General features: G+C 49.6%; 13 protein-coding genes. 5 read left to right on the top strand and 8 right to left on the bottom strand.

Translation table 11 applies throughout. The annotated features are described in order from the left end of the window. Positions 1–52 precede the first annotated feature (52 nt). Together nrdB and yfaE are read left to right on the top strand one after the other, a co-directional pair. The gene (nrdB, locus tag BZG23_RS01680; protein ID WP_077579233.1) at positions 53–1,186 is read left to right on the top strand and encodes a class Ia ribonucleoside-diphosphate reductase subunit beta; all 1,134 of its coding nucleotides are present in this window, start codon (positions 53–55) and stop codon (positions 1,184–1,186) included. Then, the gene (gene yfaE, locus BZG23_RS01675; protein ID WP_046073503.1) at positions 1,183–1,473 is read left to right on the top strand and encodes a class I ribonucleotide reductase maintenance protein YfaE; all 291 of its coding nucleotides are present in this window, start codon (positions 1,183–1,185) and stop codon (positions 1,471–1,473) included. Before nrdB ends, yfaE begins: the two co-directional genes overlap by 4 nt. Positions 1,474–1,509: 36 nt before the next feature. Here yfaE and BZG23_RS01670 read toward each other — a convergent pair whose 3' ends face one another. Further along, positions 1,510–2,763, bottom strand: coding sequence for a CinA family nicotinamide mononucleotide deamidase-related protein (locus tag BZG23_RS01670; RefSeq protein WP_241837166.1), 1,254 nt, complete (start codon positions 2,761–2,763; stop codon positions 1,510–1,512). 226 nt (positions 2,764–2,989) lie between these two features. Here BZG23_RS01670 and tyrP point away from each other — a divergent pair, with 226 nt between their 5' ends. Continuing rightward, positions 2,990–4,162, top strand: a complete 1,173-nt coding sequence (gene tyrP, locus BZG23_RS01665; RefSeq protein WP_077605947.1) for a tyrosine transporter TyrP — start codon at positions 2,990–2,992, stop codon at positions 4,160–4,162. A gap of 68 nt (positions 4,163–4,230) precedes the next feature. On the opposite strand, the gene BZG23_RS01660 is transcribed toward tyrP, so the two are convergent. From BZG23_RS01660 to cysB, 3 genes are all read right to left on the bottom strand, one after another. Beyond that, positions 4,231–4,956: a sulfite exporter TauE/SafE family protein gene (locus BZG23_RS01660; RefSeq protein ID WP_077605946.1), complete on the bottom strand. Its 726-nt coding sequence runs from the start codon at positions 4,954–4,956 to the stop codon at positions 4,231–4,233. A gap of 112 nt (positions 4,957–5,068) precedes the next feature. Then, positions 5,069–6,295, bottom strand: coding sequence for a methyltransferase (locus BZG23_RS01655; protein WP_077605945.1), 1,227 nt, complete (start codon positions 6,293–6,295; stop codon positions 5,069–5,071). Positions 6,296–6,369: 74 nt separating this feature from the next. Continuing rightward, positions 6,370–7,347 carry an HTH-type transcriptional regulator CysB gene (gene cysB / locus BZG23_RS01650; protein ID WP_046073507.1) on the bottom strand — a complete coding sequence of 326 codons (978 nt, stop codon included), beginning with the start codon at positions 7,345–7,347 and terminating at the stop codon, positions 6,370–6,372. A 367-nt stretch (positions 7,348–7,714) separates the two neighbouring features. On the opposite strand from cysB, the gene BZG23_RS01645 reads away from it, so the two are divergent. Further along, on the top strand, positions 7,715–8,473 hold the full coding sequence (locus tag BZG23_RS01645; protein ID WP_077605944.1) for a DNA repair protein: 759 nt from the start codon (positions 7,715–7,717) through the stop codon (positions 8,471–8,473). A gap of 97 nt (positions 8,474–8,570) precedes the next feature. On the opposite strand, the gene BZG23_RS01640 is transcribed toward BZG23_RS01645, so the two are convergent. The 3 genes from BZG23_RS01640 to BZG23_RS01630 all read right to left on the bottom strand — a co-directional run bounded on the left by BZG23_RS01640 (position 8,571) and on the right by BZG23_RS01630 (position 10,232). Then, positions 8,571–9,059 (bottom strand): low molecular weight protein-tyrosine-phosphatase, encoded by a 489-nt coding sequence (locus BZG23_RS01640; RefSeq protein WP_077605943.1) that lies wholly within the window; start codon positions 9,057–9,059, stop codon positions 8,571–8,573. A 104-nt stretch (positions 9,060–9,163) separates the two neighbouring features. After that, a complete protein-coding gene (locus tag BZG23_RS01635; protein ID WP_077605942.1) occupies positions 9,164–9,466 on the bottom strand; it encodes a Dabb family protein in 303 nt (100 codons plus the stop codon). 19 nt (positions 9,467–9,485) lie between these two features. After that, positions 9,486–10,232, bottom strand: a complete 747-nt coding sequence (locus BZG23_RS01630) for a dienelactone hydrolase family protein (RefSeq protein ID WP_235607545.1) — start codon at positions 10,230–10,232, stop codon at positions 9,486–9,488. A gap of 107 nt (positions 10,233–10,339) precedes the next feature. Here BZG23_RS01630 and cobO point away from each other — a divergent pair, with 107 nt between their 5' ends. Further along, entirely contained in the window at positions 10,340–10,930 is a 591-nt protein-coding gene (gene cobO / locus BZG23_RS01625; protein WP_077579226.1) for a cob(I)yrinic acid a,c-diamide adenosyltransferase, read from the top strand. A gap of 40 nt (positions 10,931–10,970) precedes the next feature. On the opposite strand, the gene BZG23_RS01620 is transcribed toward cobO, so the two are convergent. Continuing rightward, on the bottom strand, positions 10,971–12,053 hold the full coding sequence (locus BZG23_RS01620) for a metal-dependent hydrolase (protein ID WP_077605940.1): 1,083 nt from the start codon (positions 12,051–12,053) through the stop codon (positions 10,971–10,973). Positions 12,054–12,089: the final 36 nt, after the last annotated feature.

Raw genomic sequence — 12,089 nt, 5'->3', positions numbered from 1 at the left:
CACACGACATGCAAAGGGCCTCTGGGCCCTTTTCTAGAGGTTTATAAGATTCATGGCTTACAGTACGTTTTCTAAAATCAACAATGACCCGCTCAAAGAACCCATGTTCTTGGGTCAGTCCGTTAATGTTGCCCGCTACGATCAGCAAAAATATGAAATTTTTGAAAAACTGATCGAAAAGCAGTTGTCGTTCTTTTGGCGCCCAGAAGAAGTGGACGTATCGAGCGATCGTATTGATTACAACAAGCTACCTGAACATGAAAAGCATATTTTCATCAGTAACTTGAAGTATCAAACGTTGCTGGACTCTATCCAAGGCCGCAGCCCTAACGTCGCGCTACTCCCATTGGTCTCTATTCCAGAACTCGAAACCTGGATTGAAACCTGGAGCTTCTCTGAAACCATTCATTCTCGCTCTTATACCCACATTATTCGTAATATTGTGGCTGATCCGGCGATTGTGTTTGATGACATCGTGATGAATGAGCACATTCAAAAGCGCGCAGAAGACATTGCCCAGTATTATGATGACCTTATTCAGCTGAGTAACTATTATCACCAACTTGGCGAAGGGACGCATTCGATCAATGGCCAGACAGTCACAGTCAGCCTGCGCGCGCTGAAGCGCCAGCTGTATTTGTGCCTGATGTCGGTCAATGCGCTTGAAGCGATTCGCTTCTATGTCAGTTTTGCATGCTCCTTTGCCTTTGCCGAGCGTGAACTGATGGAAGGTAATGCTAAGATCATCAAGTTTATTGCCCGTGACGAAGCCTTGCATCTGACTGGCACGCAGCACATGCTCAACATTCTACGTAGCGGTCAAGACGACCCTGAGATGGCCGACATTGCCAAAGAATGCGAGCAAGAGTGTTTTGATCTGTTCAAGAAAGCGGCTGAGCAAGAAAAAGACTGGGCTGAGTATTTGTTCCGTGACGGCTCGATGATCGGCCTGAACAAAGATATCTTGTGTCAGTATGTTGAATATATCACCAACCTAAGAATGTCTGCCGTGGGTTTAGCACCTGCCTATGACAATGCGACACAAAACCCCATTCCTTGGATTAACGCTTGGCTGTCCTCGGATAATGTTCAGGTGGCCCCACAGGAAGCAGAAATTAGCTCGTATCTGGTCGGTCAGATCGATAACGAAGTCAGCGTCGAAGACTTTGGTGACTTCGAACTATGACCCGTATCACCATCGAAGTGAACGGCATAACGGTGGGTGGCAACACCCACCAAAACTTGCTAGAGCAGTTAGAAGACGCCGGTATTCAGCCTGAATATCAATGCCGAAATGGCATGTGTGGCGCATGCCGCTGTAAGCTTAATCAAGGGTCTGTCACGCAGGGAGAAAGCATGGCCTTTGTGATGCCAGGCGAAATCCTCGCTTGTCAAAGTGCGCCGCAGACTGATGTGTCCATTGCGTTCGACTACCAACCCGCTGACATCAAAAAACAAGTTAACGAGGCGTAATACAATCGCCTCGCCTTCCCTTCTCTTACCGACCTTCTATTCTATGCTGTCTGCATCAATATAAATATCGTCATGTCGCGTCAGTGAGGCATAATCGGCAATCACCGTATATCCATTTAAATAACGCCTTAACATATCTAACAATACAGTGGAGATGTAGCAGCGCGCATCGTCGTGAGACAGTTGCCGTTTAAAGCTTAAACGCTGCCCCCACTCACCCTCGGGTGTGGAGATAGCCACACAGATTTGTCCGTGAAGTTCCGGACCACAGGCAAGGCCAATTTGCTTTTGGTCAGGGCTAATCGTCGCACTGGCCATCGCCAGTGAGGCTGCTAACGGATTGGCCAACGCTTGCTCTGGCACATGGGCGTTCGACATCACCCAGCCTTGTTCAACCAAATAAGCCGCTTGTCCATTGAGTAAGCTTGATAGCCAGCCACCGGTGAACTGCTCAGCCACTTTCAACGCAATACCGTGACGATTAACATCAAACGCTAATGCTGAAGCCATTGGCTCATTATATGACACCACATAATCAGCGAGCCGCTGTTGCAGCGCCTCAAGTATGGTGTCTTTTTCATCATGCTCTGCATCAATAAACAGCTTCACCTCAATAAAAGGCAAACTCGAGCGATATCCCAGTGACACATCGTCAGGAAGCACTAATGATGCCATCACGTCACTGATCCCGGACTCTGACAAGCCAAATGTAAACAAACGGTAACACGATCGCGCTTTTGCCGCGTAAACATGTAACAACTCAGGAAGGATTTGGCGCTCAACCATATCGAAAAACTCAGAGGGCACACCAGGCGTAAAATAAAAATGACACCCATTGAGTTCACAGTGAAAACCACACGCCGTCCCTTTCGGGTTCTCAATTAAGCGCGCACCGTCAGGTAACATCGCTTGCTTAAGGTTGCTTTGTGCCATCGGCCGGCCGTGTCGCTCAAAGCGCTGTTTCAGCTCATCAAGCCACGCTTCGTTCAGTGTTAGCTCAACCCCCATCGCCGATGCCATTGCTGCCGTAGTGAGATCGTCTGTGGTCGGTCCCAGTCCTCCGTTCACAATGACCACTTGCTCTGTCTGTGATAATCGAACCAGCTCGATCGCCATATCATCAAGGTCATCTCCAATGGTCACGCGACGAGACATTGTTAGCCCGTTCTCAAATAACGTCCTTGATAGCCATGCTGCATTGGTATCCGTGATATCTCCCAGCAACACTTCCTCTCCGGTAGAAAGCATCGCGATTTGTGGCATTGGTGCTTGATGTTGTTGGTTTTCCACCCTGCCGCTCCTTATTGGTCACCGTGATTCATCTTTGATTATGACATTAGACCGCTCGATTCACTACCCCAGCCTAACCGTACACTTTACTTTACTTGTTCGTACCTTTAGCATTACACGCATCCGTTTTTTTATCTGCATAGACAGTGCACAATGCGCATAAATTCACGTTATCTTTTGTGCGAACACAACAATTAACTTTTTATTAACACTGGTTAAACATAATATGAATAAAGTACTAGGAAGTTCGCTGATTATCGCAGGGACAACCATTGGCGCAGGCATGCTAGCTTTACCACTTGCCTCCGCTGGTATTGGATTTGGGGCATCGATGGCATTAATGGGGGCGATGTGGGCTCTGATGACCTACACAGCGCTATTAATGCTAGAGGTCCATCAGTACGCTGACGCGGATGCCACATTACACAGTCTGGCCAAACAGTTTTTAGGGGACAAGGGCAAGTGGCTTGCCTCATTCGCCATGTTGTTCTTATTTTACTCTCTGTGCGCCGCTTATATTGCGGGCGGTGGGAGCCAGCTCAATGAGAAGCTGGCACAATGGTCAACCATCGAGCTACCGCCAGCAGCCGGTGCGGTGTTGTTCACCCTTGTATTTGGCTTAGTGGTGACCCTGGGTACGAGTAAAGTGGATTTAATCAACCGTGGTTTATTTACTGTTAAAGTCTTATTCCTGATTTTAGCGTTAACCTTACTCACCCCACACGTCTCCAGTATTAACCTCGTAGAGATGCCAGTCGAAAAAGGGCTCTTGGTCGCTGCACTGCCCGTTATTTTCACCTCTTTTGGCTTCCACGGCAGTATCCCCTCGATTGTACGTTATGTCGGGATAGATCTGCCTTCACTACGTAAAGTGATGATCGTCGGCTCGACTCTTCCACTTGCACTGTACATTTTTTGGCAAGTCGCGAGTTTAGGAACAGTGGCACAAGCTACATTGGTGCAAAACGGTGAACTGTCTCAGTTCGTTGCCATCATCCAATCGGTGGTGCAACAAGATTATATCGCCTCCAGCATTTCGCTTTTTGCTGATTTAGCCTTAGCCACGTCATTTCTCGGCGTTAGCTTAGGATTATTTGACTTTATTTCCGATAGCTTTAATCGCCAAGATAGCATACGTGGCCGCTTGCAAACCGCCGCTATTACTTACTTACCACCTTTGGTGTTCGCACTTTTCTACCCTCAAGGGTTTATCACAGCGTTAGGTTACGCGGCAATTGCTCTGGTGATTCTTGCGGTGGTGTTACCTGTGCTAATGGTGCGTAAAGCACGTCAAACCGTCTCAACAGATGAGCATTATCAGGTGATTGGTGGGAATCTTGGCCTTAGCTTGGCAATGGTGGGAGGCATAAGCGTTGTAGTGGCACAGTTTATTGGCTGATCATCGCTCGCTAACCATCCAATGATTCGATGACGCCCCACTGACGGGGCGTCATTTTTTATTATTTTCTAGCCACCCATCAAGCCGCGTACCAGCGTACTGACTCCAGCTAAGGTACAAAGTAGCAACATTGCCCGACGGACGAGCTGCGGTTCCACCTTTGGTGCGACGCGATAAGCAAGCCATGTCGCCACCAGTACGGCAGGCACCGCAAAAGCCGCTTGCTTTAAGTGCCACCATGTCAGAAAGTCCGTGGCGCTTAAGGCGATCAAAGACAAGATGCAGCTGATCGCAAAGTACCCCGCCAGGCATGCGCGCATCTTATTGACATCAGCGTGTTGCAGTACAAGGGCCATTGGCGGGCCACCAATACTCGTCGTCGTGCCCATCACCCCAGAGGTAAAACCGGCGACAAAAAAGTTTCGTCGATTAGGGGTAATGTCAAAGCGCATGACACTGGCCAATACTGCGATTAAGACGGCTGCCCCGATGATAATTTCCAGCATTTGTGTTGTGACGACCAACATCACGCCTCCGGCCACGGCAGTCCCCGGCACACGGCCTAAGTAAGCCCAACTAAGATCACGAAATGAGAGTTGATGCCGATATTGCCAAGCATTAATGCTCGCCAATGTCAGTCCCACCATAGAAATGGTGGTTGGGACGAGTTTGGGATCAATCATCAGCAATAGTGGTGCCGCCACAATCGCCATACCAAAGCCTACCAAGCTTTGCACAAAACAGCCGAGACCCAAGATCATGGCCACCGCTATGGAAACGCCGATATCAGGCATAAAAAGTAACTTCAGGTAAAGATAGGTAATCAGAGTGTAACGATTTACTCAGTCTTGAGCGAGCTTTTACGGCTGATCATCTTATCGACACTTGTTCACCGCGCGTAACACGTCAAGGATGGGCTGGTGTGCTGGGCGCATTAATCATTTCAGCATGGATCAATAGATTGCGAGGCGTCAATTCACGCTCACAAAACTGCATCAGACTCACCGAGTACCCGTGTTGCTCAAGATATAACACCCTATCCAACACCAGCCATATTTCCATTGCTCGGCGAAAGGCGCTCTTAACAACGTTGATTTGTTCGAGAATGGAAAAACGCACCTCCCCGCGGCGAAAGTAGCCATCCACATCGAAATCATCGGGTAACGAGAGCCCTTTTTGTGCCGCACCCCAACGACAGAATTCCGCAAACCCTTGGCTAAGTTGTGATTTTTTCAGTGCGGGTAATGGCAAGTAGTGATCCTGGTTTTGCCAGTCTCGCTGCCATTCATCAAAGCCTAAGCGATAAATAACTTCCTGTTCCCGTTGGCGACGCACTCGCTGTCCGCCAGTCACCGATTCTTGGACGGCAAGTTTAAGGTCAGCTTTTGTCAGCCGCATTCCCGTATTCTGGGCGACATCCGAGAGTGGCTGATAAATCTCCCCCCGAATCAGCTGATAGCAACATGGAGAGACGGATAGACGCGGCATACCACACGTCACTGCTTTTTGCAGGAGCGTTACATGCAAGTCGCCGCAGGCATGTAACGCTAATCCGTGGTCACAACCGGCCATCACAGCGGCAGCCTCCGTGCCCATGGCATCTAAGGGATAAAATCGCATCGCGAGGGCGTTGCGCTGTGCAAACGCTTGTCCTTGATCACAAAGTGCTTTTTGCCATTCGATACTCTCAACCGGCTTACCGGTCACCGATGAGATGGCACGCCCGAGATACCCTTTTCCGGCACACCATTCGAGATAGCGTACCGTCTCCCCGTGAGTGGGAACCGCACCGATGTATGCCTCGATTTGCGCCCACTTTCTTCCCGGAACCCCTACCGCCAACCGCGGATCCACACCCACCTTGGTCGTACTCGCCTGCGGTACAGCAGTCAGTTCGGTCAATGACGCCAACGCAGGCCACCAGCTCGACAACTGGGTAATCACAGCTTCAGGTGCTGCCTTAAGTGCTGTTATCTGGGAATAATCCAAGCTGGCCAGCCAAGCGCACAATGCGCCTTCTTCCTGCCACGGTAAACATCTATGTGCCATTGGCATCGGTTGCCATAACCATTGAAACTGGGTAAGAAGTTGGGTTAATTGAGTGAACTGCTGCTGAAAAGAGACGGAAGACATGGCTGCTATCAGGACTTGAATAAAAGCGTGATCAAAAAAGGCTGCTTGACGCAGCCTTGTCGTACACGGGCAGTTTAGCGAATTGGCAGCGGAATGTCCTTAAACATGGCATCAATTTCTTCGTTTGAACGCAGAGCCACCGCTTTATCTATCATATTGCGCGTCAGGTGTGGGGCGAAGCGTTCAATAAAGTCATACATGTAGCTGCGAAGGAAGGTGCCTTTACGAAATCCAATTTTGGTCGTGCTAGCACCAAAAATATGGCTAGCGTCAATGGCGACCAGATCCGAGTCAGCTTGGCTATCCATCGCCATACTGGCGATAACGCCAACCCCTAACCCTAACTTCACATAGGTTTTGATTACGTCCGCGTCTGTGGCGGTAAATACAATCTTGGGAGTGAGGTTGGCGCGATGGAACGCCTCATCCAACTCTGAACGCCCGGTAAAACCGAAGACATAGGTCACAAGAGAATAGGCCGCTAAATCCTCAATGGTGATATTGTTTTTTTTCTGTGCCAGTGGGTGATCAGGCGTCACAATAATCGAACGATTCCAGTGGTAACACGGCAGCATCACTAAGTCTTCATAGAGGTGGAAAGCTTCGGTCGCGATAGCAAAATCTGATGTGCCTTTGGCGACCGAGCTGGAGATCTGCGTCGGCGTTCCCTGATGCATATGCAAAGAGACTTTAGGGTAGCGGGCAGTAAATGCTTTGATCACATCGGGCAGTGCATATCGTGCCTGTGTGTGGGTGGTGGAAATATTGAGATTTCCCATTTCTGGATGAGTATGTTCACTCGCCACCGCTTTAATGCTTTCAACCCGAGACAAAATACTTTGAGATATTTCCACAATGGCCTCACCAGCAGGAGTGACTTGGGTAAGGTGTTTGCCACTGCGCTCAAATATTTGCACGCCTAGTTCGTCTTCTAGTAATCGGACTTGTTTACTGATCCCAGGCTGAGAGGTATACAAACTCTCTGCGGTCGCAGACACATTTAGGTTGTGGTTGACGACCTCAACGATATATCTAAGCTGTTGTAATTTCATAGTGCAGACGCGCGAGCCTCATGGGTTAAGTGACAGCATTGGGTTGTGATAGATTATTTATATACCCAAATTAGACTATTTAATAGGCTTTGGTTATATAAACGTTAGCGATTGCACATTCACTAAGCAATTTGGTGAACAAATAGGGTATTGCCCAATCGCTAAAATCCGATTATTTCAACCAGTTTATCGCCAAGTGCACGATTATGGGCCACACTATGATCAGCGCATGCGAATCGGATGTATTGTGCAGAGTTAGAGGCGGATCACTCATGCTGCCTCCATCCTTGATTGATGCTATCTCTGTCGGTTGAGATCGTGTATCTTAACCAGTTGAGTTTATTACAAGGAACATCGACGCTGAATTATGAATATTGCCTTGATAGCTGGCCTTTGTGTCATATTGCTCGGCCTGATTGTCGGCTACAACATATTGGCTCAACAACGTAAGCAAATTGAATCTCACAAGCGCCAAGAGATGGCTAAGCACATTGCAGTGATTGACGCCACTGAAGAGCTGATTGGTAATGCACATAATCTGCCATATAGCGGGACGCTGTTGGTTTGCCTGAATAAGAAGATCCTAGATTCTTTGAAAGCCATGTACGAGATTGATGATTCCGATAAATCCATCAAGCAACGTATTAGTGCAACGCAAGCGCAGATCGATCAAATCAAACAAAGTTACTCAAACCGCGAGTCGACTTCCTTTAAAGTGCCAGATAACGATCGACAAGCGATTTCGATGCTCAAGTTAGTAAAACGTCTGCGCTCCGTGGTGAAAGCGGAGCACTCTAAGGGACGACTAGCGACGCAAGCGTTTGTGGCTGAGAACGCACGCTTGGAAAAGATGCAACTTAAAATCAATATTGAGAATGTGATTAAGCGTGCCAATGACGCCAAGCAAAAAGGGCAAATGGGCACCGCTCAGCAGTTATTGAAAAAAGCCATTGATGTGGTCTCGCCCAAAACCGATGATTACTCGCAAGAGATGAAAAAGCATTTAGAGCAAATGCATAGCGATATTACCCATACACTGAATACGGGCCATGAAAAACTCCAGTCGGAGCAAGAAGAAGAAAGAAGCGATCTAGACGAGTTGTTTGCACCGAAAAAGAAATGGTAAGTCAGCTCACGTAGGCTTAAAACAAAGGCGCGTTCATCACGCGCCTTTTGCTTATTCTTCCCATCCATGCGTTCATCCTAGACGCGCACTCTCTCAACTATCGAGGCAAAAGATGCGCTTCAATATGATTCAGCACCCCATCTGCCGCTTGTTCAAGCAAGTCTAACACCCGCTCAAAGCCGTCAGGGCCACCATAATAAGGGTCGGGGATCGGCCCCTCGGTATGCTCGCCCCAGTGGAGAAATAAAGACAGCTTGCCTTGGTGCTCGGGTGGGCATTGTGCTTGCAAGTCAGCCAGGTTGCTCTCATCGGCTGCCAGAATCATGTCATGACACACAAAGTCTGCAGGGCCGACCTGGCGCGCTCGAATACCTTCAAACGAGTAGCCTCTCGCCTGTCCTGCCGCTTGGCTACGTCTATCAGGCGGGTTACCCTGGTGATAACCTGCCGTGCCCGCCGAATCAATATCGACTGCCAAGCCTCGCGCCTGTGCGCGAGCACGTAATACGGCTTCTGCGGTGGGCGAACGACAGATATTACCCAAGCACACCACCAAAACACTGAGCCTTTGATTATCAGTTGTCATCAGCGTCAAACCTCCTTATTGATAAGCCCTCAGATTACCAATAAGGCTAAGCACTGCCTATAGTGAGGCAGGTAATACTCGGTGATAGGGCAGTTTGTCAGCACCTATGCTGGCACGGAATAATCCACAACAATAATGTCTTCCAGGATAGGACGAAATATCGCTTTTAGCGCCTCATGTTCAGGATGCGGTAAATAGCGCTCCCGCGCAGCACTATCACGAAACGTCATCACAATCACATGCGTGTAGCCTTGGTCTTTACCTTCTGGGCTGTTGTTTTCTCCCCATTCGACCGGCCCAACACCATCAATGACGCTAGGCATTGATTCAAATTTATCTTTCAATGCTTGGATCTGATCATCGCGCGCGTTAGCGGTAAAACGAACAAGCAATACATGACGAATCATTTCTTTTCTCCTCGTGTCACTATTCCATCCGATCCGTCAAAAACGTTTTAAACGCCTGCCAAGACTTTTTATCAGCTTTTTCACGGTACCTCTCCGAGCCAAATACGGTAAACGCATGCGGCGCCCCACCATACACTTGCGACCAGTAATCGACACCCGCCTGCTCTAGCGTTTGTATAAAGGTCGCAAAATCTGCCATGGGCACCGCTTTATCCGCCCCACCATGAGCAATAAACAGTGGCGCAATGTCCTCTGAATAGCCTTGACCATCTGGCGTGCCCAAACCGCCATGAAAACTCGCGTAGCCACTGACAGGCATATTGCCTGGATTGCGTGCAAGCTCTAACGTCACCGTGCCCCCGAAACAATAGCCAGCCACTACTGGCTGCGTCACACCTTGCGATTGCGCGGCACTCATCCCTGCTTCAATCAGTTCGCGCATCCGCACTCTGTCTTCATACAGTGAACCAGTCGCCGCTTTCTTCGCCTCTAGGCTGGTCGGTCGATTCCCGGCGCCAAACATGTCTAATGCAAACGTACGATAGCCCAAGTTTGCCAGCATATCCGCACGTTGACGTTCGTAGTCCGTTAGCCCATCCCAGTCATGAATAATCACCACACTGCCTTTCTCAAAAGAGGCAGGGATAGCTAGGTAGCCGGAAAATGCCTCCCCGTCTAACTGATAATCTATCTGTTTACCCGCCACAGCAGGCAGCGAACATAGAGCCAACAAAGCAATAAGAGCGTGCGTTCCTTTTATCATCATAGCGTCCTTTGGCTGGGGCCGTCGGTTTGTGGCCAGAATGTCATGGGTGGCATCCACCCTATCGTCCCTTTACTATAGACCTAAGTTAACCAAAGGTTGGAAATCACATGTCAGAACACAGTCATCAACAGCGCCAGCAAAAACTGAAAGAAAAAGTCGATGCTCGGATTGACGCCGCACAACAAGAAAAAGGGCTATTTCTTATTATTACAGGCAACGGCAAAGGCAAATCAACATCCGCTTTTGGCACTGTCGCACGCGCGGCAGGCCATGGTTTCAAATGCGGGGTGGCGCAGTATATCAAGGGAACATGGGCATGTGGTGAGCGAGACTTACTCAGTCAGCATGGCGTGGACTTTCATGTGATGAGTACAGGGTTTACCTGGGATACCCAAGATAAAACGGCCGACACGCAAGCCGCACAAAAAATCTGGTCAGCATGCAAAACCATGCTCAGCGATCCTAGTTATGATTTGGTCGTCCTGGACGAAATCACCTATATGATCACCTATGGCTACATTGACCTGGACGATGTCATCGATGCAATTAGCCAACGCCCAAGTGAGCAGTCTGTGCTGATCACGGGTCGAGGCGCTCACCGTCGTTTAATCGAAATCGCCGATACTGTCTCTGAAGTTCGCAATGTCAAACATGCGTTTGATGCCGGCATTAAAGCGCGCCAAGGCATTGATTGGTAACCTTTAACAACGTGGGACAATGCGTGTGTACGGCGTGCGCTCATTGTTTTTCAGAGGCCGTCGCCGGTAAGGCGGCAGATGAGATGGGCTCGGCCCAACGCAGGTCAGTTTGCTGACACGACTGCCGGCAGAGTTTAGCGTCAATCGATTGATCGCCCAACAAACGTTGCCACAACGCGGGTAGCGCGGTCTCGGGCAACGGGCCAGGCTCAAGTTGTTTGGGCGACACAGGGTACCAGTCCCCGTCTGTATTTTGTTCTGCAAGCAAAAACTGGAACGGCTGATAGGCGGCCACACCAAAGCGCAAGTCGGTGACTACCTGCTGCCCGTTTCGGTTTTCAAAGCGAATAAAATTACGTGAAAACGTCCGCAGAGCGCTGAGGGTATCAGAGTTGGCCAATGGCCACTCTCCTAGAGGCTGCGCCACCCAATCAATTGACGGGTTGGCATCAAGTCGTGAGGCTAACCCCTCCCAGTATTGCTCTTCGCCACTGACGACCACACGCCACAGTAAGGTATTAAACGGCGTTGGCATAATGATTAACGGCTGGCCTTCCAGCAAGGTTCCTTGTGTTTGTTCGGCAACACGGGTTTTTATTTGTTGGAGCTGGTACACAGAGCTGGCCAAGTAAAGGCTCGAGACCATCAACCCAACACCACATGCCTTGGCTCCCAGATGGCGCCATACCAATGCGCTGATGAGCGCAACCAGTAGAGGCACCGTATACAGGGGATCGATAATAAACAGACTCGCCACCGCTACCGATGGCACCTCAAGCGGCCAGAATAGCTTGGTTCCATATACCGTCATTGCATCGAGCAATGGATGGGTGACAAGCACCGCGATGACTAGCGTCATCACTTGCCAAAGTGGCCACTGACGCTGCCAGCGCCACCAGCACCATGCAATGAGTGCGCCGACCCAAGGCAACACAAACAACGAGTGGCTGAAGCCACGATGATTCACGGTATTCGCCACCGGGTCGCCGTAATCAATCAATACATCCAGATCCGGTAAGGTTCCGAGGGCTGCGCCCGCCAGTAACACTTTCGGAGAGCAGCGTTTACCGGCAACCAGACCCGCGACAGTGGCGCCCAACGCTGCTTGCGTGACAGAATCCATAAAACGTCCTTTAATGGCTTTGCATTAGATAGCCCG

This window comes from Salinivibrio sp. ML290 (assembly GCF_001995695.1).
In the GTDB taxonomy this organism is placed as follows: domain Bacteria; phylum Pseudomonadota; class Gammaproteobacteria; order Enterobacterales; family Vibrionaceae; genus Salinivibrio; species Salinivibrio siamensis.
The sequence above is the reverse complement of the archived record's forward strand: the minus strand, read 5'-3'. Positions and strand labels throughout refer to the sequence as shown.

Bases quoted from the DNA above. Each gene is read 5' to 3' on its own strand.
- cobO (WP_077579226.1), top strand. From the start codon at position 10,340: ATGTCAGAACACAGTCATCAACAGCGCCAGCAAAAACTGAAAGAAAAA.
- nrdB (WP_077579233.1), top strand. From the start codon at position 53: ATGGCTTACAGTACGTTTTCTAAAATCAACAATGACCCGCTCAAAGAA.
- BZG23_RS01655 (WP_077605945.1), bottom strand. From the start codon at position 6,295: ATGTCTTCCGTCTCTTTTCAGCAGCAGTTCACTCAATTAACCCAACTT.
- BZG23_RS01640 (WP_077605943.1), bottom strand. From the start codon at position 9,059: ATGACAACTGATAATCAAAGGCTCAGTGTTTTGGTGGTGTGCTTGGGT.
- tyrP (WP_077605947.1), top strand. From the start codon at position 2,990: ATGAATAAAGTACTAGGAAGTTCGCTGATTATCGCAGGGACAACCATT.
- BZG23_RS01635 (WP_077605942.1), bottom strand. From the start codon at position 9,466: ATGATTCGTCATGTATTGCTTGTTCGTTTTACCGCTAACGCGCGCGAT.
- BZG23_RS01630 (WP_235607545.1), bottom strand. From the start codon at position 10,232: ATGATGATAAAAGGAACGCACGCTCTTATTGCTTTGTTGGCTCTATGT.
- cysB (WP_046073507.1), bottom strand. From the start codon at position 7,347: ATGAAATTACAACAGCTTAGATATATCGTTGAGGTCGTCAACCACAAC.
- BZG23_RS01645 (WP_077605944.1), top strand. From the start codon at position 7,715: ATGAATATTGCCTTGATAGCTGGCCTTTGTGTCATATTGCTCGGCCTG.
- BZG23_RS01660 (WP_077605946.1), bottom strand. From the start codon at position 4,956: ATGCCTGATATCGGCGTTTCCATAGCGGTGGCCATGATCTTGGGTCTC.
- BZG23_RS01620 (WP_077605940.1), bottom strand. From the start codon at position 12,053: ATGGATTCTGTCACGCAAGCAGCGTTGGGCGCCACTGTCGCGGGTCTG.
- yfaE (WP_046073503.1), top strand. From the start codon at position 1,183: ATGACCCGTATCACCATCGAAGTGAACGGCATAACGGTGGGTGGCAAC.